The following is a 24657-nucleotide window of genomic DNA, read 5'->3' as shown; positions in this document are numbered from 1 at the left end:
GGGCCAGGAACAAGGAACCTCCCCATGAATATCCTCTCCCAGAACACCGCCTTCGGCGGCATGCAGGGCGTCTTTTCGCACCAGTCGGAAGCTACTGGCACCGAGATGACCTTCGCGGTCTTCGTGCCGCCCCAGGCGATCACCGAAAAGCGGCCCGTGCTCTGGTATCTCTCAGGGCTCACCTGCACCCATGTCAATGTCATGGAAAAGGGCGAATACCGCCGCATGGCGGCCGAGCTCGGCCTGATCATCGTCTGCCCCGACACCAGCCCGCGCGGTAATGATGTGCCTGATGAGCTGACCAACTGGAAGATGGGCAAGGGTGCGGGCATGTATTTGAACGCCACGGAAAAACCCTGGGCCGAGCACTACCAGATGTATTCCTACATCACGGAGGAACTGCCTGCCCTGATTGCCGAGCAGTTCCGCGCCGATATGAGCCGCCAGGGCATTTTCGGCCATTCCATGGGCGGCCATGGCGCCATGACGATTGCGCTGAAGAACCCTGATCGCTTCAAGAGCTGCTCGGCCTTCGCGCCCATCGTCAACCCGCTGACCGCCGATTGGACGCAGGACGCTTTCGAGAAATATCTGGGGCCTGACAGGGCGAAGTGGCGCGAATACGATGCCTGCGCATTGGTGGAAGACGGCGCCCGCTTCCCCGAATTCCTGATCGACCAGGGCAAGGCTGACAGCTTCCTGGAGACGGGTCTTGCGCCCTGGAAATTCGAAGAGGCGGTGAAGGACACCGATATCGGCCTGACGCTGCGCATGCATGAGCGCTACGACCATTCCTACTACTTCATCTCGACCTTCATGGAGGATCATCTGAAGTGGCATGCGGAACGGTTGGGCTGAGGCCAACCTATCAGGACGTCATGCTCGGGCTTGTCCCGAGCTTTCGCGACCGTTGAATTGACTGCGACGTGAATAGATCCTCGGGACGAGCCCGAGGATGACGGCGGCGTATATCAGCGCGCCCCTCACCCCCGCCGATACACAAACCGCTCGAAATCTGCCGGTCGGCCCTGCCCCGTGATGTCGAAACAGAACATGCCGGCAAAGGCGCCGGTAAACGAGCCGTGTTCGCCGAAACCGCCTTCGTCGGAAATGACGCCAGCATCAAGGACGGGGCCGATCGCCTGCCAAGCACCCTCGCCCACCGGGCGCCAGAAGAATTGCAGGTCGTTGTCGGTGATCTCCATGGCGAGATCGATGGCACCCTCGGGGATCGACTGGCCCATGCCGATTGGGAAGGTGAGATCGCCGGAAGGATAGTTACCCGGGCAGGACAGGATGATCAGCGAGCGGCCGAGCTTCTCGTCCGTCGAGACACCCAGCGCGTAGAACTTGAAGCGGTTGTAGTAATGGGTAAGGCCCGCGACCTGTTGATAGGTTTCGGGCGAATATTCCAGCCGCGTTTCGGCGCGGAAGCGGTGATGCTCCTGGCGGCGGGCGACCAGCGACTGTTCGAACCAGGAACCGATGCTTTCTCGACCGAAAAGGCGCAAACGCCCTGCCCTCTCGGTCAGGCTGAACAGGCGCTCGGGATGCGGCGTTCGCAGCCACTGGAATTCTTTCGGTAAGTCTGCACTGTCGAATGTCCTGACGGTCTCGACCGGCTCCTCGCGTTTGACGGCACCATGAGGTGCCGGCACCTCGACCGCGGGCACGACGCCGCCCTGCTCGAGATAGAGCCAGCCATCCTCCTTCCAGACGCCTTTCTGCAGGCCCGTTTCGCGGCCGAGCGTGCAGCGACGCTTGGGCTGCATGGGACGACCGCAGAGATGGGTGTGGTAGGCCGCGCCATCCGCCGTCTCCACATATTGGCCGTGACCGGCACGCTGCAGCACGGCTTCGGGGGCATCCTTCGAGGTGATGAGATGCGTGTTCGGATGCATCTCGTAAGGGCCGTCGATCGCGCGCGAGCGGGCCATGGTCACGACATGGTCGTAACCGGTGCCACCCTCGGCAGTGGTGAGATAATACCAGCCATTGCGCTTGAAGACATGCGGGCCTTCGACGAGACCCTGTTTACTGCCCTCGAAGATGTTCTTGATCGGGCCAGTGAGGCGCTTCGTCTTCGGGTCCCATTCCTGAAGCAGGATACCGTCGAACTTGGCATGGCCGATGGTGTTGCGCGCCTCGGGGCGGTGGTTCCACTGCATGTTTGTGAACCACTTGCGGCCGTCATCGTCATGGAACAGCGAGGGGTCGAAGCCGGAGGAATTGACATAGATCGGATCGGACCAGGGGCCTTCGATCGCGGGGGCCGTGACGATGTTATTGTGCGCGTCCTTGAACGAGCCTTCGAAGCGTTTGACGTCGGTATAGACGAGCCAGAAGAGGCCGTCGGCATAGGAGAGACATGGCGCCCAGACGCCACAGCTGTCGGGATTGCCGCGCATGTCGAGCTGGCTCGCGCGATTGAGTGGACGGGTCACGAGCTCCCAGTTCGCGAGGTCGCGCGAATGATGGATCTGCACGCCCGGGAACCATTCGAAGGTGGAGGTGGCGATGTAATAGTCGTCGCCCACGCGGCAGATCGACGGATCAGGATTGAAGCCGGGCAGGATGGGGTTGATGATCATGGCGTGTTTTCTCCTCCGCACTTACCTCTCCCCCTGCGGGAGAGGAAGAAAAATCAGGGCTTGAGCCTTCGGCTAAAGCCCTAGACTTTTCAGGAGAGGGGCTGCCTGACTGACAAGCCCCTCTCTTGGGATTTCTAGCACTTAGCTGACGCTAAGCTGCCGAAATCCCGTTCTCCCCCGCAAGGGAGGAGATGGGTTTCTACTTCTTCTTCCGCGGCGGGCCCTTGCGCTCGGCAGAGGCCGCCCAGATGTTGATGTCGGCGTCCTTGGCGAAGACGTCGATTTCAGCGAGCTCCTCGGTAGTAAAGTCCGGCGTCTCGATTGCCTTGACGCAGTCCTCGACCTGGGAGGGCTTCGACGCGCCGATCAGGGCGGTGGTGATGTGGCCGCCACGCAGCACCCAGGACAGCGCCATCTGCGCCAGCGTCTGGCCGCGCTTTTCCGCGATCTTGTTGAGACCACGGATGTTTTCGAGATTGCGCTCGTTGAGGAAGCCCGGGTCGAGCGACTTGTCCTGCGTCGCGCGGGTGCCCTCGGGAATGCCGTTGAGGTATTTCGAGGTCAGCATGCCCTGCGCGAGCGGCGAGAAGACGATCGAGCCGACGCCGAGCTCTTCCAAGGTGTCGATCAATCCGTCTTCCTCGATCCAGCGATTGATCATCGAATAGCTCGGCTGGTGGATCAGAAGCGGTGTGCCGAGGCTCTTGAGGATCTCGTAGGCTTCGCGGGTGCGCTTCGAATTGTAGGAGGAAATGCCGACATACTGCGCCCTGCCCGACCGGACGATGTGATCGAGCGCGCCGCAGGTTTCCTCAAGCGGCGTATCCGGATCGAAGCGGTGCGAGTAGAAGATATCGACATAATCGAGGCCCATCCGCTTCAGGCTCTGGTCGCAGGAAGCGATCAAATACTTGCGGCTGCCCCATTCGCCGTAAGGACCAGGCCACATGTTGTAGCCGGCCTTGGAAGAGATGATCAGCTCGTCGCGGTAACCGCAAAAATCGGTCTTGAGGATCTCGCCGAAGGCTTCTTCCGCCGAGCCTGCCGGCGGGCCGTAATTGTTGGCGAGGTCGAAATGGGTGATGCCGAGGTCGAAAGCCCTGCGGCATATCGCCTGCTTGGTGGAATGCGGTGTGTCGTTGCCGAAATTGTGCCAGAGGCCGAGCGAAATCGCCGGCAGCTTCAGCCCGCTCTTGCCGCAGCGATTATAGGTCATCCGCTCATAGCGGTTTTCGGCGGGGGTATAGGTCATGGATGGTTCTCTCCCAGATGCAATAGCTCAGCGATGCGAAGCCCCCCCTCTGGCCTGCCGGCCATCTCCCCCACAAGGGGGGAGACCAATCGGGGACGCCTCCCGCTCTCCGCCAGCCGCAACTTAGCGGAGACGAAGCAGAATCCCAGAGGCAGACGCGGAAAAGCCCCTCCCCCTTGTGGGGAGGGGTTGGGGTGGGGAAATCAGCGCAGCAGAGCCTGAGCTTCGTCGATACCCAGGGCAGCCGGTTGAGTGCAGGTTGTCGACAGGGTTACGAATTCACCCGTTTCACCCGACTTCAGAATCGACACCATCACATCAACGCCGTGCAGGGTGCGGTCGAGCGAGCAGCGGGCATCGCGGCCTTCGAGGATCGCCACTGCCATGTCGGCAAGGCCTGCCGTGCGGTAATTGGCGCGCGGGCCTTGCGGGCTTTCCTGGTTGTTGCGACCAAAGGGATGGTCCCAGGCTTCGAGCGGCTGGATGTTCTTGTCGCGACCGGAGGCTTCGACGACACCACCGAAGAAGTTCGGGTCCGGGACATAGAGCGAGCCATCCGTGCCGTAGAGTTCCATATTGGCGTGGCGGTGACTCCAGACATCCCAGCTGGCCGAGAGCGTGATCGTCGCACCATTCTGGAATTCCAGAAGCGCATGGATGTTGGTGGGCGTCTTCACCGGGATCGTCTCGCCGTTGCGGGGCTGGCTGGTGATGGTCCGGGTCTCGTTCGCCATGGAGGTAAGCGCCGCGACCCGCTTGACCGGGCCGATCAGATTGATCAGGTTGGCGATGTAGTAAGGGCCGAGATCGAGGATCGGGCCGCCGCCGGGCAGGAAGAAGAAGTCCGGGTTCGGATGCCACATCTCCATGCCGGGGCTCATCACGTGGCAAGTGCCCGACGTGACGCGGCCGATGCCGCCCTTGTCGATATAGGCGCGCGCCAGCTGGTGGGCGCCGCCGAGGAAGGTGTCGGGCGCGCAGCCGACCGACAGGCCCTTGGCCTTGGCGATGGCACGCAGGTCCTCGCCCTGTTCGAGCGAGAGAACCAGCGGCTTTTCCGAATAGACGTGTTTGCCGGCTTCAAGGATCTGCTTCGACACCGGATAATGCGCGTCCGGGATCGTCAGATTGACGACGATATCAACCTCGGGATTGGCGAGGAGTTCATCGATGGTCTGGGCCTTGACGCCGTATTCGGTGGCCCGGGATTCCGCCGCTGCCGGATTGATATCCGCGCAGGCGACAACCTTGAGACCGCGAAACAGCGGCGCCAACGAGAAGTAGGTGGTGGAGATATTGCCGCATCCGATGATGCCGACGCCAAGTTCGCGTGCCATGGAAATGTCCTGCTTGCTGCGATGAGTTCAATAGGTGTTGAAGGAGGCGATCGAGCGGGTGATCAGCCGGTCGATATCCCTAGGATTATCGTGCTCGACGACGAAATGCTTGACGCGGGTGGATTTGAGCGCCGCGATCAGACCCTTCCAGTCGACTGTGCCATGGCCAACATCAGCCCAGCCGTCTTCGTCAGTATTCTCGCCTGCTGGCGCGATATCCTTGACGTGCACGGCGCTGATGCGCTTGCCGTAGCTTTCGATCCAGGCGAAGGGATCGGCGCCGCCGCGGATGACCCAGGCGATATCGGCTTCCCAGTCGAGTTCCGGGCCACCGGCGAAGATCTGCTCCTGAGGTGTGGATCCGTCGGGAAGCGCCGCGAATTCGAAGTCGTGATTGTGCCAGCCGAAAACGAGGCCGGCATCGCGCAGCGGCTTGCCGGCGGCCTGCAGGCGTTGACCAAAGGCGAACCAGCCGCTCGCATCCGTCGGGCGCTGGTCGGGCATCAGATAGGGGCAGTAGACCGCCTCGATGCCGAGCGTGTTGGCGATCTTGATGACACGGGCAGGATCGTTCTCGATCATGTCGAGGCCGAAATGGGCGGTCGGCATGGTCAGGCCGCTGTCATCGAGCTCCTTACGGAAAGCGTCAAGCTCGCCGTCGGCAAGCGATGCGTAGAGCGCGCCGTAACCCTCGACCTCACTGTAGCCGGCGGCCTGGAGCTTCGGATAGATGCCGCTGAAGGGCTGGAAATTGCGGGCGCTGTAAAGCTGGAAACCGAGTTTGGTCATGGGGATAGTCTCCTCCTCGTTTAGTCCTGGATCGGGCGCCCAGAACCTTTGATATAATGGCTGTCAGTCCGCCGACTGGCAGCTGTAGAGATCGTAGATGCGGAAGTCAGGCACGGTGCCGGCGGGAAGCGCGGTCTCGGGTGTGAAGATGATGCGACAGCTCTCGCCTGCCGAAAGGTCGAAGGCGTTGTCCGAATAGCGGCCGGGGGTTGCGCTTTCGAGCATGACGAAGAGTGCAAGACCCCGCGCGGAGACCGTCACCTCGAACGCACCGTCGCCGGTCGGCGTGACCGAGGTTTCAAGCCGTGACGGTTCGAGATCGAGTGCCTTATAGGTGCCATTGATGAAATGCCCCTCCCCGCTCATGCCGTTGGAAGCACTGAAGTTCCAGGCGAGCAGGCCATCGGCCGGGATCTCGTTGGCATCGAGTGTCACCAGCACATCCGCGGCATCCGGACCGCAATCGCCCTGCACGCTTTTGAGCGGAATGCGCTCGCCCGACAGCGTCAGGACGAAAAGATTGGCGTCGATGGTGACGGTGGCGAGCGTGTCGTTCACCATGGAGAGCGCGATGCTCGCGCCGTCCTCGGATGGAATGGCAGCGACCGCGACCGGCTGGAAGAAGCGGCGCACCATGTAGTGCATAGCCTTCCAGCTGCCACCGTAATCGAGGCTGGACCACGAGGCGACCGGCCATGTGTCGTTGAGCTGCCAATAGATTGTGCCCATGCAATGGGGCTTCAGCGACCGCCAATATTCGACGGCGGTCTTGATCGCGAGGCCCTGCTGGATCTGGCTCAGATAGACGAAATTGGCGAAATCCTTGGGGAAGCGGAAATAGCGGAACATGGTGCCTGCGATCCGCTCGTTGCCGCCGGCATTCTTCTGATGCAGCTCGATCACCGGCGAAGCGATGTTCATGTCGGTCTTGTCGGCAAAGCTCTCGATGACCGGCAGCGAGGTATAGGACTGGAAGCCGAATTCCGAGCAGAAGCGCGGTTTGATAGTTCGGTAATTATCGAAGCTCTTGTTCTCGTGCCAGACCGACCAATAATGCATGTCACCGGAGCCATCGGCATGCCAGGCGTCGCCATAGTCGAGATAGCCCGAGGCCGGGCTCGACGGCCACCAGATGCCTTGCGGGAACGACTTCTTGACCCCCTGTTCGATGACGCGATTGAGGCGGTCATAGGCGACGAGATAGCGGTCGCGGTTGTCGATCGATTCCTTGAACCATGTGAGCGCACCGACAAGCTCATTGTCGCCGCACCAGATGACGATGGAGGCGTGGCTCGACAGGCGTTTGACCTGGTATTCGACCTCATGGGCGACATTGTCGAGGAAGTCTTCGGTGCAAGGGTAGAGGTTGCAGGCGAACATGAAATCCTGCCAGACCATCAGGCCCAGCCGGTCGCAGAGATCGTAGAACCAGTCGGCCTCGTAGAAACCACCGCCCCAGATACGGATCATGTTCATGTGGGCGTCGGCGGCGGACTGCAGCAGGTCCGTGGTCTTCTCTTCCGACGAACGCGAGAAAAGCGCATCCGCCGGGATCCAGTTGGCGCCACGGCAGAAGATCTCGCGGCCGTTGACCTTGAGCGCAAAGCGGCTGCCGGCCTCGTCCGGATCGGTGATCAGCTCGACGGTGCGCAAACCGATCTGACGGGTGACGCTTTCCGTCGGCAGGTCGACCGTCAGCGCATAGAGAGCCTGCTCGCCAGAGCCGGCCGGCCACCAGAGGCGCGGGTTTTCGATTTCGAAGACATGCACGACTTTCGTTTCGCCGGCGGCAATGCCGACGTCCAGGCGCACACGCTCACCATCCAGGTCGAAATGCACCGGCACGACGGCAGGCTCCACCGAGTGGATGGTAGCGGTAACCTTGAGCTCGACATGACCGTCGGCATGGTGGAGTTGCTCGGTCTCCACATGCTCGATGCGGGCAGGGTCGAGCTTCTTCAGCGCGAGTGTGCCGTAGATCCCGAGGGGGGCGATCGCGATGTTCCAGTCCCAGCCGAAATGGCATTGCGGCTTGCGCAGCATGTTGCCGTTTGGGATCGGAGAATTGGCGGTCGAATAGGGAATGTAGAAGGGCTGGCGCGCCTGGCGCTCGGCGCCGGCCGTGATGCTCGAATGGAAGACGATGCGGATGGTGTTCTCGCCCGGCTGAAGCGCATGGCTGACATCGGGCCGATAGCGGCGGAAGCAGTTGTCGGCTGAAAGAACCGGCACGTCATTGACGAAGACGACGGCGACCGTGTCGAGATAGTCTATGTCGAGATACCAGCTACCGGAAATGTCGGGCACCACCACTTGGCGTTCCACCGCCCAGTCACGCTCGGCAACCCATTGCACCGCCTCTTCGTTGCGGCCGAAATAGGGATCGGGGATCAGGCCCGCAGCATGGAGCGCCGAATGCACGTCGCCGGGCAGCGTGATCGCCGCTTGGTGGTCGCCATCGACGGAGGCAAGCTGCCATTCGCCGTGAAGATCGATGACGCCGCTGGTCGCATTCTGGTTCATGACATCAGTCCTGCAGAAGAAAAAGGCGCCCCGGTCACAGGCCGGGACGCAGGGGGGAACGTTTCAGATGCGCTCTTCGGTCTGCGCATCAAAAAGGGAAGCAACTTCCATGTCGAAGCCGAGGCGAACCTTGGCGCCCGGCGCATAGCGGCGGGTGCCGCCGATGCGGACCGACATCGTGTGGCCAGCATGCTTCAGCCAGAGCAGATTGTCGGCGCCCATCGGCTCCTCGATGTCGACGATCGCCTCGTGCAACTCGCCGATGCCGGCCTCTTCATCGACCTTGATATGCTCCGGACGCACGCCCAGCACGACCTTGCGCCCACCCGTCAGGGTCTCTTGCGAGCGGTACCCCTTCAGCGAGAAGAGCACGTCATGGGTGCGGAAGAAGATCTCGCCGCCTTCATTGACTAGATCGCCATGCAGGAAGTTCATCGACGGAGAACCGATGAAGCCGGCAACGAAGAGGTTTCGCGGCTGGTTGTAGATCGTGTTCGAATCGGCAAGCTGCTGGATCTCGCCGCTCTTCATGATCGCGATACGGTCTGCGAGCGTCAGGGCCTCGATCTGGTCATGGGTGACGTAGATCATCGTGTTCTTGAGGTTCTGGTGCAGGCGCTTGATCTCGACGCGCAGCTCCGAGCGCAGCTTGGCGTCGAGGTTCGACAGCGGCTCGTCGAAGAGGAAGACGTCGACGTCGCGGACCAGCGCGCGCCCGATCGCCACGCGCTGACGTTGACCACCGGACAATGCCGACGGCTTGCGGTCGAGCAGCGGCCCGATCTGCAGGATGTCGGCCGCGCGCTGGACGCGCTTTTCGATTTCGTCCTTCGGCATCTTGGCGACCTGCAGGCCGAAGGAGAGGTTCTTCTTCACCGACATCTGCGGATAGAGCGCATAGGACTGGAACACCATGCCGATGCCGCGGTCCTTGGGCTCTTCCCAGGTGACGTTCTTGCCCTTGATGAAGATCTGCCCGTCGGTCGGCTCGAGCAGTCCAGCGATGCAGTTCAAGAGCGTGGACTTGCCGCAACCGGATGAGCCCAGGAGAACGATGAACTCACCGTCGACAATGTCGAGATTGAGGTTTTCCAGCACCTTGACGGCGCCGAAGCTCAACGAGAGGTCCTTGATCGATACACTATGCGACATGAGCTTAACCCTTGACTGCGCCGGCGGCGATACCCCGGACAAAGAGACGTCCGGAAACGAAGTAGACGAAAAGCGGCACGGCGCCGGTGAGCAACGTTGCGGCCATGTTGACGTTGTATTCCTTTACGCCTTGGACCGAATTGACGATGTTGTTGAGCTGAACCGTCATCGGGTAGTATTCGGGCCTCGTGAACACGACGCCGAACAGGAAGTCGTTCCAGATGCCGGTGATCTGCAGGATCATGGCGACGACGAAGATCGGCAGCGACATCGGCAGCATGATCCGAAGATAGATTTGCCAGAACCCTGCCCCATCAATGCGGGCCGCCTTGAACAGCTCTTCCGGCAGCGAGGTGAAGTAGTTGCGGAACAGAAGAGTGAGGATCGGCATGCCGAAGATCGTATGCACGACGACGAGGCCGGTCAGCGTGCCGTAGATGCCGAGTTCACGCAGCACGATGACGATCGGATAGATCATGACCTGGTAGGGAATGAAGGCGCCGATGATCAGGATGGTGAAGAACAGTTCCGCACCCTTGAAACGCCAGTTGGCAAGCGCATAACCATTGACCGAGGCGATCAGGATCGAAATCAGTGTCGAAGGCACGGTGATCCGCACCGAATTCCAGAAGCCGCGCGACAGACCATCGCAATTGAGGCCGGTGCAGGCGGTCGCCCAGGCCTTGACCCAGGGCTCGAAGGTGATCTCCATCGGTGGCGAGAAGATATTGCCCAGACGAATCTCCGGCATGCCCTTCAGCGACGTCACGATCATCACGTAGAGCGGGATCAGATAGTAGATCGCAAAGAAAATCAGCGATCCGTAGAGCATGATGTTGCGCCCCGAGAAGGTGCGCTTCGGCTTGGCCCCGCGTGGGCCCGAGCCGACATGGTCGGAGCCAACCTGACCGGAGACCGCATCGAAACCGGCGGCGGCAGCGTTGAGAGAACCGGGATTAGCCACGCTTTTTTCCTCCGAATTCGAGATAGGCCCAGGGAATGATGACGATGGCGACCGTCAGCAGCATCATGGTCGAGGCGGCAAAGCCCTGACCGAGGTTCTGCGCCTGGAACATGTAGTCGTAGACGTATTTGGCCGGGACTTCGGAGGCGATGCCGGGACCGCCGCTGGTCTGGGCGACAACGAGGTCGTAGAGGCGGACGATGCCGGATGTGATGATGACCAGCGTGGTGATGAAGACCGGGCGCATCATCGGGATGATGATGAAGAGATAGGTCCGCCACATGGGAATGCCGTCGACGCGCGAGGCCTTCCAGATGTCTTCGTCGATGCCGCGCAGACCCGCAAGCAATAGGCACATCACCAGACCCGTCCCCTGCCAGAGACCGGCGATCAGGATGCCGTAGATCACGATGTCCGAATTGTAGAGCGGATTGAAGGAGAAGGTCTCCCAGCCCAACGACCGCACGATCGACTGCACCCCGAAATCCGGGTTCAGGATCCATTGCCAGACGAGGCCGGTGACGATGAAGGACAGCGCGAAGGGATAGAGAAAGATCGTGCGAAACGCGTTTTCAAAGCGAATTTTCTGATCCATCAGTGCTGCCAGCACGAACCCGATCACGATCGAGAAGATCAGCGAGAGGATGCCGTAGATCGCCAGGTTCTGGATCGAAATGATCCATCGCGGCGCGTCCCACAGACGTTCATACTGCTCGAAGCCAATGAAATTGGCGCGCGGCAAGAGCCGTGAATTGGTGAAGGAATAGACGACCGTCCAGACGGTCCCTCCAAGGAAGATGACCATCGCGGTCAGCACCATGGGAATGGACGCGATCTTGGCGTTCAGATTGCGAAACAGCTTGTTGGGTCGACCGGTATGCGACGAGCTCGCCATGGGTCAGTCCTCCTCGTCCTGGACACGGGTGCTCGTACCAAGGCCGTCACGCTGAAACGCACACGCTTCCCGCACGCAGCCGGCACACGGGCATGACGCCCTACCCCGGTTCAAAAATGGCCTATGTCCAGCCAGGGTCACCCCTGGCTGGACAGGTCACCCGCGATTAGTCAGCGGAAGCGATGATGTCGGCGAAGCGCTTCTGCGCATCTTCGACGGTCATGGACGGATTGGCGAAGAACTCGGAGAAGAGGTCTTCCTTCTGCTTCTGGCTGTCGGCCGAAAGCAGCTGGTCGGTGCCCTGAATGACATTGCCCTTGGCGAGAATGTCGAGGCCCTTCTTCATGCAGTCGTTGGCAGCAGCGAGATCGACGTCACCGCGAACCGGCAGCGAACCCTTTTTCAGGTTGAAAGCGACTTGCGTTGCAGGCGCAACCAGGGTGGCTGCGAGAACGTCCTGCGCTGCAGACTTCGCTTCATCGTTGATGACGGGGAAGTAGAAGGCGTCACCACCGGTGGAGATGATCTCGTTCACGCCGAGGCCCGGAAGGCAGGTGTAGTCCTGGCCCGCAACCTGACCGGCGAGTGCGAACTCACCCTGCGCCCAGTCACCCATGATCTGACCACCGGCCTTGCCGGTGATGACCAGATTGGTGGCCTGGTTCCAGTCCTGAACGTTGGAACCCTTGGACATGCGGCGGGCATCGTCGGCGGCCTTGAAGACCTTGGCGATCTCGGGGCCGGCTGCGACGTCCGCATCCTTGTCCTTGAACACCTTCTCGAAGGTCTCCTTGCCGGCGATGGCGACCATCAGCACGTCGAAGGCACCGGCAGACTGCCACGGCTGACCACCGACGGCGAGCGGAATGATGCCCTTGGCTTCAAGCGCAGGTGCTGCTGCGACGAATTCGTCCCAGTTGGCCGGGACAGCAACGCCGGCCTGCTCGAAGGCAGCATTGGACAGCCACAGCCACTGCCAGGAATGGATGTTGACCGGGGCGCAATAGATCTTGCCGTCGATCGTGCAGCTTTCAAGCAGGCTTGCCGGCTTGATGATATCCTTCCAGCCTTCCTTTTCGGCGACAGCCGTCAGATCCTTCATCAGACCGGCTTCAGCCAGTTCCTCGGCCTGGCGGCCATGGTTGAACTGCGTGGCTCCCATCGGATCGCCGCCGGTGATGCGGCTGATCATGATGGGGCGTGCGGTGCCGCCGGAACCGGCGATAGCGCCGTCGACCCACTTGTTGCCGGTGGCATCAAAAGCCTTGGCGAGTTCAGCGACCGCCGCGGCTTCACCGCCGGACGTCCACCAATGGGTTACTTCGAGATCAGTTGCCTGCGCTGCCGAAAACGGCATGGCGACGGTAGCGGCCAAAGCTGCCGCAAAGCTACGAAAATTCATGAGTCTCCTCCCTCACTGAAACGTTGCCGGAAAAACTTATGTCAAAGATTTTTGGAGCGCAACCTTTCGGATTGTAAATTTTCCATTACATCCAAATTTCAGCGCAGGCGTGCAATTCACGCTCCGCATCCAAAACGCTTTGGTTGAGTTTTATATTGCGCAGCAGCATGAGAAGTATCGTTTCAGTTCCAATGAATTGCCGGAAAACCAGGAATGAATTGCTGCACAGGCGTCCACGGACGTTTCCATAGGTCACGAAAACAGGGGTAAATTACCAGCTCCCGCATCGGTTGTGTTGCTTTGCGGTGCAGCATGGAAAAGGGCTCGACAAATCGACTGTATCGTTTCAGATTTTTCCTTCACCGCACCGGGAGGAGGTGCCGGTCTCCAGGTTTGCAGGCAGGAAAAAGCCAACTATAAGCGTGGCTTGCGCGAGTGGCGGGGACGACATGACAGATCAGCAAGGGGGCGGCCTCATGGACCGCCCAGTGGCGACAAAGGAGCGACCGACGCTCAAGACGATCGCCTTCATGACCGGCCTCGGCATCACAACGGTGTCTCGCGCCTTGAAAGATGCGCCTGATATCGGTGCTGAGACCAAGGAACGGGTGCGCATGGTCGCACGACAGCTTGGCTACCAGCCGAACCGCGCAGGCGTGCGCCTCAGAACCGGCAAGACCAATGTGATCGCGCTGGTGCTCGGTATCGATGAGGAAATCCTGGGCTTTTCCAACCAGATGGTGGTCGGCATATCCGAAGTTCTTTCCGGCACGCCCTATCATATCGTGGTGACGCCGCATGCCCATACCAAGGATCCGATGCTGCCGGTGCGCTACATCCTGGAGACCGGTTCGGCCGATGGCGTGATCATTTCGCGCACGGAACCGGATGACGCACGGGTGCGGCTTCTCACCGAGCAGAACATGCCCTTTGCGACCCACGGCCGTACCGCCATGGGCATCGAGCACCCCTATCACGACTTCGACAACGAAACTTTCGCCTATGAAGCAGTCGAACGGCTGGTGAAGCGCGGCCGCAAGCGCATCGCGCTTCTGCCACCACCAAGCAAGCTGACCTATTATCAGCATACGTTCGACGGCTTCATGCGCGGCCTGAAGGCATTCGGTGCTGAAGAAGTGCCGCTACACATCAACATCGACGCTTCGCTGGGGCAGATCCGCGCGGCTGTCGAAGACCTGATGCGAGGACCGGATGCGCCGGACGGCCTGATCTCTTCCTCCGGCAGCGCCGCCATAGCTGCCAATGCCGGGATCGAAGCGGCAGGCAAGCGGGTCGGCGTTGAAATCGACCTGGTTGCCAAACAGGGCACGCCGATCCTGAACTGGATTCGCCCCGACATCATCGCCGTCTATGAGGATGTCCGGCAATCGGGCCGAGAGCTCGCCAAGGCGGTGATCGCCAGGATCGACGGCGTCGATCCAGGGCTACTGCAAAGCATCACCGAGCCGCGCTGGGAGCAGTCCTAACGAAAGAAGCGACGGGCGCCGGTCCCCGACGCGGGCGAGATTCAGGCGTAGGAAGGACGCTGGCCGTCGTCCCAGACCACGACGGAGTTGCGGCCGTTGACCTTGGCGGTGTGCAGAGCCGCGTCCGCCCGCTTCAAGAGCTCGTCTGCCGTCACCTGCATGGCGCCATGGGCGACGCCGACGCTGACCGTCACCGGCACCAGTTCTCCGCCGAGGAAGAACATCTGCTGCTCCACACTGTCATGGATGATATGGCCGAGCTTCTCGGCATCCTCGACCTTGCAGAAGGGCACATAGGCCGCAAACTCCGCACCCGCCAGACGGCCGAGCAAGGCATGTTCGGGCAGTTCGCGAAGGATGAGCTCCGCGCAGGTCTTCAGGACCTCGTCACCGCCAGAATGCCCGTATTGGTCGTTGATTCGCTTGACGTGGTCGACGTCGACATAGAGGAAGGCCCCCTCGCCGCGCACCTTGGTCGAAAGCGTCTGCAGCATGTCGAGGAAGGTGAAGCGGTTGGCAAGGCCGGTCAGCGTGTCGGTCGCAGCCGACCAGCGGTGCTCCACCAGCAGGCGGTCGCGCACCAGCAGGAAGATCCAGAGCGGCGCGATCACGACGTGCAGGAAGACCGCAAAGACCACGACGGTCAGCCAGAGAGGCGTCGAGCCAGCAGTATTGAGGGCATCGAGCGGCCGGAGATAGGCTGCGACCACTGCGCTCAGCAGAACGACGGCGAGAGCAGCAAACCAGAGATAGGCAAAGGGACGGTTGGAAAGCCGCTCTTCGAACTCGGAAACCCTGAGTTCCCAGGCCGCAAGCCCGGTATAGATCGCACCGACAGCAGCGGCGACCAGGAAACGGGCCGTGACGTCTTCCTGCAGAAGAGGCGCCGATACCGCGAGCAGGAAAAAGGCGATCGGCCCGGCGGCCGCGAGCTTCAGATCGACTGCCCGGTGATCGAAGGCCCGCACGCCCTGCCAGGCAAGTGCAGCGCCCGAAAGCACGAGCGTCTGGGCGAGAACGACCATGATCAGCCCAGGGCCGCCTTCCGAGAAGGCCGAAAGCAATGCGCCAAGCGCAGCAAGGCCCGAGGCCGCGGCGAACAGGAGGAATTCGCTTCGCTTCGGCTCCTCGCGCCAATGCCGCGCATAAAGCACGGCAAAGACCACCAGAATTGCAAATGCACCGATCGCCAGCGTGGAGAAATTAACGGATACCATCATGAATCGCCTGACATATGCGCGGGCTCGTTAACCGCACCGGCACGCTAGGCGACAGGCGTTAACTCCAAGGTAAACGAAAGCATAGGATTTTAGCGAAATCGACGGGCATTCGCCTTCATTCACAACGCAATCGCGAGGCCATCGCAGCCAATCACCAGCGGCCCGCTCCAATGCGGCGCGACGGCCGCCCGCCAGTGGTCCTCGCTAAAGGCGGGATCATCGGCCGGAATGAGATGATTGAGGACGAGCATGCCGACGCCAGCCTGCATTGCAATCTGAGCCGCGTCCGCCGCGAAACTGTGCGAGGCGACGAGATGTTCGCGCAGTCGCGCACCGTTTCCGGTTCGTCTGACGATGCTCTCCAGCCCCTCCGGCAACATTGCCTCATGCACGAGAATGTCAGCTCCGCGGGCAAAGTCGACGAGCGGCGGGAACGGCGCGGTATCGGCGGAAAAGACGATCGTGTGGCCGGTGCCCGAAAATTTCAGCGCAAAACAATCCGTCACTGGCGGATGATCGACACGCAAGGCTTCGACCAACAGATCGCCGTCCCGGAAGATCTCACCCGGACCATATTCGACGACTGTGACCAGCTCTGCGAGATCAGGACGTCCCTCGTCGGCGATCCGTATTTCGATGTCATAGACGAGCGAGGCGAGGAAGCCAGCCCAGACGGCGCGTGTGCCTTCAGGACCATGGACGGTGACGGCGTGATCGAGCCCCGTTGTCCAGGCCGTGTGGATGAGCGGCCCCAGCTCGAGCACATGGTCGGAATGCAGATGGGTGATGAAGATGAGATCGAGCTCCTTGAGCGACATGCCCGTCTCGGCCAGTCCCCTCGACACACCAAGCCCGCAATCGATGACGATCCGGCGTCCGGACAGGTCAAGCAGCATCGATGTCGGATTGGGCCCGCCGGGACGGATCGCGGGGCCGCCTTTGGTTCCGAGAAGGGTAAGCCTGTCTGTCATGGTCTGCCTCCAATGAAAAAGAGGCCCGACATCGCGGGATATCGGGCCTCGAACTGCATATCGGTGCGGGATCGCTCAGAACTGGCCGGCCCAGGGACCGTGATGCACGTCCTTGCCGTCGAGACGATCGAAGCCATGCGCACCGAAGAAATCGCGCTGCGCCTGGATGAGGTTCGCGGTGCCGCGACCGCGACGATAGGTGTCGAAGTACGAAAGCGCCGAAGACAGAGCCGGGACCGGCAGGCCGGAGAGTGCTGCATGGGCCACGACGCGGCGCAGCGCCGCGTCGGTTTCCTTGACCATCGCGGCAAAGGCGGGCGTTACGACGAGGTTCGCCACATCAGGATCCCTAGTGAAGGCCGAGGTGATCTCGTCGAGGAACTGCGAGCGGATGATGCAGCCGGCGCGCCAGATCTTGGCGATCGTCGGCATGGGCAGCGACCAGTTGAACTCTTCCGAGGCCGAAGACATCACGGCAAAGCCCTGCGCGTAGGCAGCGATCTTGGCGGCGAGAAGCGCATTTTCGAGGTCGGCAATGAAGGCAGCCTTGTCCTTGGGCGCCTCGGCGAGCGCCGGCAGGCCGAAGAGCTTTTCAGCGGCGATGCGCTCTTCGCGCAGCGACGACAGCACACGGCCCGAGACGGCAGCTTCGATGCCCGATGCGGCGACCGCGAGGTTCTGAGCCTCAATGGCAGACCACTTGCCGGTGCCCTTCTGGCCGGCGGCATCGACGATGACGTCGACCATCGGCCTGCCGGTTTCGGGATCGGTGGCCTTCAGCACCTTCTCGGTGATCTCGATCAGGTAGGAGTTGAGGCGGCCCTTATTCCACTGACCGAAGATCTCGCCGATTTCGGTGGCTGACATGTTGAGGCCGTCGCGCAGGATGCCGTAAACCTCGGCGATCATCTGCATGTCGGCATATTCGATGCCGTTGTGGATCGTCTTGACGAAGTGACCCGCGCCATCGGTGCCGAGCCAGGCAACGCAGGGCTCGTCGTTGAACTTGGCGGCTATCGAGGTCAGCACCGGCTCGACTCGCTTCCAGCTCTCTTCCGTGCCACCGACCATGATCGAAGGGCCGTGGCGGGCGCCTTCCTCACCACCGGACACACCCATGCCGATGAAGGTCACGTCGGTTCCGGCGAGCCGCTCGAAGCGTGCAACCGTGTCGCGGAAATTCGCATTGCCGGCATCGATCATGATGTCGTTCTTGGCGAGATGCGGCAGAAGCGCCGCCATCTGCTGATCGACGGCCTCGCCGGCCTTGATCATGATGATGATCGGACGCGGCGGACGGATGGCGGCAACGAACTCTTCGATCGTATGACAACCGATGATCTGGCCGGCCAGACCGCCAGCCTCCCCGAGGAATTCATCCGTACGCGAAGGCGTCCGGTTGAAGACCGCGATGCGATTGCCTTTCTCGGCAATGTTGAGCGCCAGATTGGAGCCCATGACTCCGAGACCGATCAGTCCGATTTCCGCCTGCTGCACGATGAAGCCTCCGCATGCAATTTCATGGATGCGGGCTTTCTCGCATTCGCGAAGGGATGCGGCAAGACTGAAATTTGACCGTTCGGTAAACGCTGTATCAAGCGTCCGGCTGATCGTCCTTCTCGGAGATCACCCGCCAGGCCGCCCCGTCGAGGTCTTCGTACTGGCCGCTCTTCAGCGACCAGAGGAAGGCGAACAGACCGAGGCCGCCGAGAAAGAGCGCGATCGGGATCAAGTAGATCAGCATGTTCATGCGGCGATCCTCGCATTGTCCGAGGCGACCGTCGAGAGCCCAGCGGCCGGACGCTCGGTCAATGTCCGCTCATCGAGCGAAAGGCGGTTCAGCCTCAGCGCATTGGCAACCACGATGATCGAAGAGGTCGACATGGCGACTGCGGCAATCAGCGGCGTGGCATAGCCGAGCAGCGCGATCGGCACGGCAATGACATTGTAGCCGATAGCAAGCGCGAAGTTTTCACGGATCAGGCGCCCGGCCCGGCGCGAGGCCTCGATGGCGAAGGGCACGGCTTCGAGACCATCGCGCATGAAGACGAAATCGGCAGCCTGGCGCCCAACATCGGCGGCAGTGGCAGGCGCCATGGAGACATGCGCTGCCGAGAGCGCCGGGGCATCGTTGATGCCGTCACCGACCATCAGCACGAGACGGCCCCGGGCAGACGCCTCGGCACAGGCTTCAGCCTTGTCGCGTGGGCTAAGCCCTGCCCGCCACTTGTCGATGCCGAGATCGGCAGCGAGCTTGGCGACGACAGGCGCGCGGTCGCCCGAGAGAATGCCGAGCTCGAGACCGTCTTTCCTCAGCGTCTCGATCGAGGCGCGGGCCCGCGGACGAAGGGTATCTTCGAAGAGGAAGGTGGCACGCTCGATGCCGTCGAGAGACAGAACGACCTCGGAATAGGGTTTATCTTCGCTGGTCGCCATCGGCGTGGCACAGGCGAAGCGGCGATTGCCGAGACGCCAGACGCCCTCTTCCGTCTCCGCCTCGACACCGGCGCCTGGCACTTCACGCACCGTGTCGAAGCCGCGCGGCTGGCCACCATAGGCAGCCCAGAGCGCCCGCGACAGCGGATGGCGAGAATGGGCGGCAAGACCGGCGGCGGCGGCAAAACTTACAGGCTCGATCTTCGCCACATCAACGAGCTTCGGGCGCCCCAGCGTCAGCGTGCCAGTCTTGTCGAAGGCAACAGCCTCGATTTCGGCGAGCCGCTCCATGGCAGAACCGTCCTTGACCATCACGCCCGCCTTGAACAGGCGGCCGGCTGCGACGACCTGCACGACCGGGACTGCAAGACCGAGAGCGCAGGGGCAGGTGATGATGAGGACCGCGATCGCGACCATCATCGCATGTTTCCAGTCGCCGTCATAAAGGCCCCAGGCGATGAAGGAGCTGATGGCAAGAAGATGGACGGCCGGCGAATAATACTGCGCGGCACGGTCGGCAATGCGCCGGTAACGCGCCCTTCCCCCTTCGGCAGCCTCCATGAGATGGATGATTTCGGAGAGGAAGGAGTTCTGCGCCGTCGCCGTTGCACGCACGGTCAGCGAGCCGGTCAGGCTGAGCGTGCCCGCCTGGACGTCGGAGCCTGGGCGAACCGAGACCGGCGCGCTTTCGCCGTTGACGATCGACATATCGAGATCGCTCTCACCGGCAACCACGACACAGTCGACCGGGATACGGTCTCCGGCAGCAATGGACACCTGATCACCGACCCGGATTTCATCGACGGCGCGATACTCCCGCGAGCCATCATCGGACAGAACCATAGCGCCACGCGGATTGAGGCGGGCAAGCCCGCTGATGGCGGAGCGCGCCCTGTCACGCATGATGTGATCGAGCGTGCGGCCGATCAATAGGAAAAAGAGCAGCGACGCGGTCGCATCGAAATAGGCGTGTTCGCCGTGATGGATGGTTTCCCATAGCGACGCGAAATAGGAGAGCGTGATGCCGATGGCGATTGGCACATCCATGTTGGTGCGCCCATGTTTCAGCGCATTCCAGGCCCATTCGTAGAAGAAGCGGCCGGCATAGATTAGCGCCGGGGCCGCGATCATCGCCGAGATCCAGTGGAAGAGATCGCGTGTCGATGCATCCGCACCCGACCAGACCGACACCGAGAGCAGCATGATGTTCGTGGCAGCGAAACCCGACACGGCAACCGCGCGGATCAACTGGTTGCGCAGGGCATCGGAGGCTTGTTCCGCTGCCGTGAAAAGATGCGCAGAATAACCGGTCGTCGCAATGGCACGCGCGAGGTTCACCGGATCGGTCTCTACGCCATCGACTGCCTCTTTCCAGACGACGGAAACGCGCTTGGTCGAGAGATTGACGCGCGCACGTTCCACTTCCGGCAATGCTCTCAGAACGCCTTCCACGGTCGTGATGCAGGTGCCGCAATGCACGGCCGGCACGCTCATGTCGACCTGCCACAGACCTGGTCCAACAGCGCGGCTGGAGAGCTTCAGCTCTTCAGCCGACGGCAGGGAGACCCCTGCCCGCTCCATGTCCAGTGCACCTTCGGTTCCTGCTGCGCAGCAACTCATCGTCATTCTCCCGAAACGGTGACCCGCTTCGCCTCATGCATGATCATCTTGCCGTCTTTGGTCGCCTGCATCTCGACGATCCAGCTGCCTGCGAGCACGTCCATCTCGGCGAGATAGAGTCCGTCACCGGCGGGCGTCAGCTGAAGCTCGAAATCCTGGGCAATGCCGACCGGCCGCTTGAAATGGGCGGTGACGGCATCGGCGACGACGGGCGTATTGCCGGGAAGCGTCAGCCGGTAGCGCATGCCCTTGGCATCGACGGTGAGATCACCGGCAATACCGGTCGCCAGCATCTCGCGGATCGCGGCGGTCTTGCCGTTGAACTGCTGGCTCGCGACATAGGTGTTCTTCACCACCAGGCCGCTCCAGCTCGACGTCGCGAGATAGGCCATAGTGAAATTGACCGTGATGATCGTGCCAAAGAAGGCCAGCATGATCGCCAGCATGTGCCAGCCGGTGAAGGTGAAGAGTTTCTTCGTGTCAGTGGTCATTTCCTGGCTCCCGGACCCATGAAGACTGCATCGTAGACGTCCTGCTCGTCGCTGCCGGTATCCTTGGCGATGAACTGGAAATTCTGGTTGGCATCGGTGACCTTGTCACCGGCGAGGGTCACGAAGACCTTGAGTGTCGTGGCCTCGTCAGGCTCGACCGAAACGGTCAAGGCACGCGATGGCGGCTGGTTGAACCCGTTGATCTTCATCGTCGCATCCGGCAGTCCCTCGATCGACACTTCGATGTCGCGCGGAGAGGCAATCATGTTGAGAATGCGCAGGGTATAGCCGTTGCGGATCGATCCATCGGATTCGAGCACGAATTGCGGATTGCGGTCGTGCAGCACGTTGACCTCTAGGCGGTCACGACCAAGCAGCGCAATCAGCATGGCGACACCGACGGCCGTCCAGACACCCATGTAGAGTAGCGTGCGGGCACGGAAGATCACGCGCCAGTCGAAATGGCGGATCTTGTCGGAGAAGCTGCCATCGGCATTGCGAACCTTGGCAGGATCGATGGAACAGGTGCCGCCACCGGTGGCAAGCGCCATATTGGACTGATACTCGTCGAGCGTCGCATAGGCGATCAACCCGCGCGGCTTGCCGACCTTGTCCATGACGCCGTCACAGGCATCGATGCACAGCGCACAGGTGATGCATTCGAGCTGCTGGCCGTCCCGGATGTCGATGCCCATGGGACAGACAGCGACACAGGCATTGCAGTCGACACAGTCGCCAACCGACTCGCCCGCGGCAATCGCCTTCTTGGCATGCCGGGTGCGAGGTTCGCCGCGCCAGTCATTGTAGGTGACGACCAGCGAATTCTCGTCGAGCATGGCGGCCTGGATGCGTGGCCACGGGCACATGTAGATGCAGACCTGCTCGCGCATCAGGCCGCCGAAGACGTAAGTGGTGGCGGTCAGGATGGCGACGGTCATGTAGGCGACCGGAGCGGCATTGCCAGTGAGGAAATCCATGGCAAGCGAGGGCGCGTCGGCGAAATAGAAGATCCAGGCACCACCCGTCAGCACACCGATCAGGATCCAGATGGCGTGTTTGCTGACCCGCTTCCAGATCTTGTCGAAAGACCAGCGAGCCGACTCGAGCTTGATCCGGGCATTGCGGTCGCCCTCGATGAAGCGTTCGACGACGAGGAAGAGATCGACCCAGACCGTCTGCGGACAGGTATAGCCGCACCAGGCGCGGCCAACGGCGGAGGTGACCAGAAACAGGCCGAAACCGGCCATGACGAGCAGGCCCGCGACGAAGAAAAACTCCTGCGGCCAGATCTCGATGAAGAAGAAATAGAAGCGACGATGGGCGATATCGATCAGAACCGCCTGATCCGGGGCGAACTCACCGCGATCCCAGCGCAGCCACGGCGTCAGGTAGTAAATGCCGAGCGTAATCGCCATGATGATCCACTTGAAGCGGCGAAACGCTCCCTCGGCACGCTTCGGAAAAATCTTCTTGCGGGCTTCGTAGAGCGGCTTGCGGATCTTGGCCGACATCACGGCTTCGGCTTCGTGTCTCTCGACCTCAGGCGCGTCCGGGCTACGGGTTTGATCGGCATGTATGTTCATGGGACGAGAACCTTCTTCTGATGCTCGCCTTGTCCCATCTCGGGGCCAAGCCCGCCTTGACTTAAGTCAAGCAGCGGCGAAGCGTCGCAAAGCATAGGTTTTTTCCTATCAAAACGAAAAAAGGGCCGCATCGCGTGATGCGGCCCAAGCTCTGGGAGGAAACGTCGATTATTCGCCGCCGCCGAGCTGATGCACGTAGACGGTCAGCTGCTTGACCGTAGTATCGCCCAGGCGCTGGGCCCAGCCCGGCATCGCGCCGTGACGCGGCTGGCGGATCTGAGCTGCGATCTGCGCTTCGCCATCGACCTTCAGCCAGATGGCGTCGGCGAGGTTCGGCGCACCGAAATCACGCCCGCCCTTGGCATCTTCGCCATGGCAGGATGCGCAGTTCTCCGCAAAGATCTGCTGGCCGGGCTCGACCATGGAGGCATTGAGCGGAGTGCCGGTCAGGCTGACGACGTAAGCGGCCACCTGCTTGATCTGATCGCCATCGAGAATGTCGGCATAGGCCGGCATTTCAGAGACGCGCGTGTCCGGATCCTGATCGAAGCGGATACCATGTGCGATCGTGGTATGGATCGCTTCGAGATCGCCGCCCCACAGCCAGTCGTCGTCGTTGAGGTTCGGGTAACCGGCACCGCCGGCAGCACCCGAACCATGGCAAGGCGAGCAGTTGACCTTGAAGGCGGCAGCACCGCCAGCAACGGCAAACTGGGTCAGTTCCTTGTCGGCGACGATCTCTTCGAGCGGCAGGGTCGCGATCCTGTCGAGATAGACCGCCTGGGAGCTCTTCGCCGCCGTCAATTCGGCCGCCACTTCGGCACGGCTCGAATAGCCGAGCAGACCCTTGGTATTGTCGGTGAGCAGCGGCCAGGCCGGGTACATGATCGTGTAGCCGATCGCCCAGACGATGGTTGCGTAGAAGGTATAGACCCACCAACGCGGCATCGGGTTGTTCAGCTCGCGAATGCCGTCCCACTCATGGCCGGTGGTCTCGACGCCGCTGATCTCGTCGATGTGTTTCTTGTCTGCCATTGTTCAATCCTCCTTGAGAGGGATGCTGGCCGCGTCGTCGGCAGGCTTCTTGCCGCCCGGGCGGAATGTGAAGAGGACGACTCCGACGAAGAACAGGGTCATGGCGAGCAGGGCCCAGCTGTCGGCGAAGTGGCGCATGGCGGTATAGGTTTCCATGGTGTCCTCCTCAGCGGTAACCGCTAGCGTCGTCATAGGTGGAGAAGTCGACCAGCGTGCCGAGCATCTGCAGATAGGCGACGAGCGCGTCCATCTCGGTCAGCTTCGTCGGATCGCCGTCGAAATCGCCGACCTTGGCCTTCGGATAGCGCTCCAGAAGGCCCGAGGTATCGGCGTTCGGATCGGCCTGGGCAACCAGATCCGCTTCCGCCTGGGCCATCATGTCCTCGGTATAGGGCACACCGACGAGGCTGTTGGCCTTCAGGTCCATCTTGACGCTCGTCACCTTGAGCGGCGTCGTCTTCAGGTAGGAATAGCTGGGCATGATCGATTCAGGCACGACGTCGCGCGGCTCCATCAGGTGCTGGACGTGCCACTCGTTGGAATAGCGATCGCCGACGCGGGCGAGATCCGGGCCTGTGCGCTTCGATCCCCACTGGAACGGATGGTCGTACATCGACTCCGCCGCCAGCGAATAGTGACCGTAGCGCTCGACCTCGTCCTTGAACGGCCGGATCATCTGACTGTGACAGACATAGCAGCCTTCACGGATATAGATGTTGCGGCCGGCCAGTTCGAGCGGCGAGTAGGGGCGCATGCCCTCTACCTTTTCGATGGTGTTCTCGAGGTAGAAGAGCGGAGCGATCTCGACGATGCCGCCTATGGTCACGACCAGAAGCGAACCGAGGAAAAGAAGGCTCGTGTTCTTCTCGAGGATTGCGTGTTTATCAAGAATAGACATGGGTGCCTTCC

Annotated in this window: 21 protein-coding genes; 2 read left to right on the top strand and 19 right to left on the bottom strand. The window is 61.4% G+C overall.

The genetic code is table 11. The annotated features are described in order from the left end of the window. Nucleotides 1-24: 24 nt before the first annotated feature. Complete coding sequence (gene fghA / locus QWE_RS11065) at nt 25-858, top strand: S-formylglutathione hydrolase (protein ID WP_006726206.1); 834 nt, start codon at nt 25-27, stop codon at nt 856-858. A gap of 125 nt (nt 859-983) precedes the next feature. Here the strand turns inward: fghA and QWE_RS11060 are convergent, their stop codons facing one another. The 9 genes from QWE_RS11060 to QWE_RS11020 form a co-directional block, all read right to left on the bottom strand. After that, complete coding sequence (locus tag QWE_RS11060) at nt 984-2591, bottom strand: glycoside hydrolase family 43 protein (protein ID WP_006726205.1); 1608 nt, start codon at nt 2589-2591, stop codon at nt 984-986. Nucleotides 2592-2790: 199 nt separating this feature from the next. Further along, the gene (gene mgrA, locus QWE_RS11055; RefSeq protein WP_006726204.1) at nt 2791-3843 is read right to left on the bottom strand and encodes an L-glyceraldehyde 3-phosphate reductase; all 1053 of its coding nucleotides are present in this window, start codon (nt 3841-3843) and stop codon (nt 2791-2793) included. 203 nt (nt 3844-4046) lie between these two features. Next, nucleotides 4047-5180: a Gfo/Idh/MocA family protein gene (locus tag QWE_RS11050; protein ID WP_006726203.1), complete on the bottom strand. Its 1134-nt coding sequence runs from the start codon at nt 5178-5180 to the stop codon at nt 4047-4049. Between the two features lie 27 nt (nt 5181-5207). Next, nucleotides 5208-5969, bottom strand: coding sequence for a sugar phosphate isomerase/epimerase family protein (locus QWE_RS11045; RefSeq protein ID WP_006726202.1), 762 nt, complete (start codon nt 5967-5969; stop codon nt 5208-5210). A 63-nt stretch (nt 5970-6032) separates the two neighbouring features. Further along, complete coding sequence (locus QWE_RS11040) at nt 6033-8492, bottom strand: beta-mannosidase (RefSeq protein ID WP_006726201.1); 2460 nt, start codon at nt 8490-8492, stop codon at nt 6033-6035. A gap of 63 nt (nt 8493-8555) precedes the next feature. Next, entirely contained in the window at nt 8556-9644 is a 1089-nt protein-coding gene (locus tag QWE_RS11035; RefSeq protein ID WP_006726200.1) for an ABC transporter ATP-binding protein, read from the bottom strand. 4 nt (nt 9645-9648) lie between these two features. Further along, nucleotides 9649-10608 carry a carbohydrate ABC transporter permease gene (locus QWE_RS11030; protein WP_006726199.1) on the bottom strand — a complete coding sequence of 320 codons (960 nt, stop codon included), beginning with the start codon at nt 10606-10608 and terminating at the stop codon, nt 9649-9651. After that, nucleotides 10601-11503 (bottom strand): carbohydrate ABC transporter permease, encoded by a 903-nt coding sequence (locus QWE_RS11025; protein ID WP_006726198.1) that lies wholly within the window; start codon nt 11501-11503, stop codon nt 10601-10603. Before QWE_RS11025 ends, QWE_RS11030 begins: the two co-directional genes overlap by 8 nt. Nucleotides 11504-11669: 166 nt before the next feature. Further along, on the bottom strand, nt 11670-12905 hold the full coding sequence (locus QWE_RS11020) for an ABC transporter substrate-binding protein (RefSeq protein WP_006726197.1): 1236 nt from the start codon (nt 12903-12905) through the stop codon (nt 11670-11672). 476 nt (nt 12906-13381) lie between these two features. Between QWE_RS11020 and QWE_RS11015 the strand changes: the two genes are divergently transcribed. After that, the gene (locus QWE_RS11015; protein ID WP_006726196.1) at nt 13382-14392 is read left to right on the top strand and encodes a LacI family transcriptional regulator; all 1011 of its coding nucleotides are present in this window, start codon (nt 13382-13384) and stop codon (nt 14390-14392) included. A gap of 41 nt (nt 14393-14433) precedes the next feature. Here QWE_RS11015 and QWE_RS11010 read toward each other — a convergent pair whose 3' ends face one another. The 10 genes from QWE_RS11010 to ccoO all read right to left on the bottom strand — a co-directional run bounded on the left by QWE_RS11010 (nt 14434) and on the right by ccoO (nt 24646). After that, nucleotides 14434-15612, bottom strand: coding sequence for a GGDEF domain-containing protein (locus QWE_RS11010; RefSeq protein ID WP_040299953.1), 1179 nt, complete (start codon nt 15610-15612; stop codon nt 14434-14436). Nucleotides 15613-15731: 119 nt separating this feature from the next. Continuing rightward, nucleotides 15732-16583: an MBL fold metallo-hydrolase gene (locus tag QWE_RS11005; RefSeq protein ID WP_006726194.1), complete on the bottom strand. Its 852-nt coding sequence runs from the start codon at nt 16581-16583 to the stop codon at nt 15732-15734. Between the two features lie 75 nt (nt 16584-16658). Next, nucleotides 16659-18080, bottom strand: coding sequence for an NADP-dependent phosphogluconate dehydrogenase (gene gndA / locus QWE_RS11000; protein ID WP_006726193.1), 1422 nt, complete (start codon nt 18078-18080; stop codon nt 16659-16661). 97 nt (nt 18081-18177) lie between these two features. Then, complete coding sequence (gene ccoS / locus QWE_RS10995; RefSeq protein WP_006726192.1) at nt 18178-18333, bottom strand: cbb3-type cytochrome oxidase assembly protein CcoS; 156 nt, start codon at nt 18331-18333, stop codon at nt 18178-18180. Continuing rightward, entirely contained in the window at nt 18330-20639 is a 2310-nt protein-coding gene (locus tag QWE_RS10990) for a cation-translocating P-type ATPase (protein ID WP_040299951.1), read from the bottom strand. Before QWE_RS10990 ends, ccoS begins: the two co-directional genes overlap by 4 nt. A 2-nt stretch (nt 20640-20641) precedes the next feature. Next, nucleotides 20642-21130 carry a FixH family protein gene (locus QWE_RS10985; protein ID WP_006726190.1) on the bottom strand — a complete coding sequence of 163 codons (489 nt, stop codon included), beginning with the start codon at nt 21128-21130 and terminating at the stop codon, nt 20642-20644. Beyond that, the gene (gene ccoG, locus QWE_RS10980; protein ID WP_006726189.1) at nt 21127-22713 is read right to left on the bottom strand and encodes a cytochrome c oxidase accessory protein CcoG; all 1587 of its coding nucleotides are present in this window, start codon (nt 22711-22713) and stop codon (nt 21127-21129) included. Before ccoG ends, QWE_RS10985 begins: the two co-directional genes overlap by 4 nt. Before the next feature lie 168 nt (nt 22714-22881). Continuing rightward, nucleotides 22882-23748, bottom strand: a complete 867-nt coding sequence (gene ccoP / locus QWE_RS10975; protein ID WP_006726188.1) for a cytochrome-c oxidase, cbb3-type subunit III — start codon at nt 23746-23748, stop codon at nt 22882-22884. A 3-nt stretch (nt 23749-23751) separates the two neighbouring features. Beyond that, the gene (locus QWE_RS10970; protein WP_006726187.1) at nt 23752-23904 is read right to left on the bottom strand and encodes a CcoQ/FixQ family Cbb3-type cytochrome c oxidase assembly chaperone; all 153 of its coding nucleotides are present in this window, start codon (nt 23902-23904) and stop codon (nt 23752-23754) included. A 10-nt stretch (nt 23905-23914) separates the two neighbouring features. Continuing rightward, the gene (gene ccoO / locus QWE_RS10965; RefSeq protein ID WP_006726186.1) at nt 23915-24646 is read right to left on the bottom strand and encodes a cytochrome-c oxidase, cbb3-type subunit II; all 732 of its coding nucleotides are present in this window, start codon (nt 24644-24646) and stop codon (nt 23915-23917) included. Nucleotides 24647-24657 lie beyond the last annotated feature (11 nt).

The organism is Agrobacterium albertimagni AOL15 (genome assembly GCF_000300855.1).
Taxonomy (GTDB): domain Bacteria; phylum Pseudomonadota; class Alphaproteobacteria; order Rhizobiales; family Rhizobiaceae; genus Allorhizobium; species Allorhizobium albertimagni.
This window is presented reverse-complemented; position numbering and strand designations above follow the sequence as displayed.

What these genes read in the sequence shown, in the direction of transcription:
- QWE_RS11015 (WP_006726196.1), top strand. Translation starts at nt 13,382, where the DNA reads ATGGACCGCCCAGTGGCGACAAAGGAGCGACCGACGCTCAAGACGATC.
- QWE_RS10990 (WP_040299951.1), bottom strand. Translation starts at nt 20,639, where the DNA reads ATGAGTTGCTGCGCAGCAGGAACCGAAGGTGCACTGGACATGGAGCGG.
- fghA (WP_006726206.1), top strand. Translation starts at nt 25, where the DNA reads ATGAATATCCTCTCCCAGAACACCGCCTTCGGCGGCATGCAGGGCGTC.
- QWE_RS11050 (WP_006726203.1), bottom strand. Translation starts at nt 5,180, where the DNA reads ATGGCACGCGAACTTGGCGTCGGCATCATCGGATGCGGCAATATCTCC.
- QWE_RS11060 (WP_006726205.1), bottom strand. Translation starts at nt 2,591, where the DNA reads ATGATCATCAACCCCATCCTGCCCGGCTTCAATCCTGATCCGTCGATC.
- ccoO (WP_006726186.1), bottom strand. Translation starts at nt 24,646, where the DNA reads ATGTCTATTCTTGATAAACACGCAATCCTCGAGAAGAACACGAGCCTT.
- ccoS (WP_006726192.1), bottom strand. Translation starts at nt 18,333, where the DNA reads ATGAACATGCTGATCTACTTGATCCCGATCGCGCTCTTTCTCGGCGGC.
- QWE_RS11045 (WP_006726202.1), bottom strand. Translation starts at nt 5,969, where the DNA reads ATGACCAAACTCGGTTTCCAGCTTTACAGCGCCCGCAATTTCCAGCCC.
- QWE_RS11005 (WP_006726194.1), bottom strand. Translation starts at nt 16,583, where the DNA reads ATGACAGACAGGCTTACCCTTCTCGGAACCAAAGGCGGCCCCGCGATC.
- ccoG (WP_006726189.1), bottom strand. Translation starts at nt 22,713, where the DNA reads ATGAACATACATGCCGATCAAACCCGTAGCCCGGACGCGCCTGAGGTC.
- QWE_RS11035 (WP_006726200.1), bottom strand. Translation starts at nt 9,644, where the DNA reads ATGTCGCATAGTGTATCGATCAAGGACCTCTCGTTGAGCTTCGGCGCC.
- QWE_RS10970 (WP_006726187.1), bottom strand. Translation starts at nt 23,904, where the DNA reads ATGGAAACCTATACCGCCATGCGCCACTTCGCCGACAGCTGGGCCCTG.
- QWE_RS10985 (WP_006726190.1), bottom strand. Translation starts at nt 21,130, where the DNA reads ATGACCACTGACACGAAGAAACTCTTCACCTTCACCGGCTGGCACATG.
- mgrA (WP_006726204.1), bottom strand. Translation starts at nt 3,843, where the DNA reads ATGACCTATACCCCCGCCGAAAACCGCTATGAGCGGATGACCTATAAT.
- ccoP (WP_006726188.1), bottom strand. Translation starts at nt 23,748, where the DNA reads ATGGCAGACAAGAAACACATCGACGAGATCAGCGGCGTCGAGACCACC.
- QWE_RS11040 (WP_006726201.1), bottom strand. Translation starts at nt 8,492, where the DNA reads ATGAACCAGAATGCGACCAGCGGCGTCATCGATCTTCACGGCGAATGG.
- QWE_RS11025 (WP_006726198.1), bottom strand. Translation starts at nt 11,503, where the DNA reads ATGGCGAGCTCGTCGCATACCGGTCGACCCAACAAGCTGTTTCGCAAT.
- QWE_RS11020 (WP_006726197.1), bottom strand. Translation starts at nt 12,905, where the DNA reads ATGAATTTTCGTAGCTTTGCGGCAGCTTTGGCCGCTACCGTCGCCATG.
- QWE_RS11010 (WP_040299953.1), bottom strand. Translation starts at nt 15,612, where the DNA reads ATGATGGTATCCGTTAATTTCTCCACGCTGGCGATCGGTGCATTTGCA.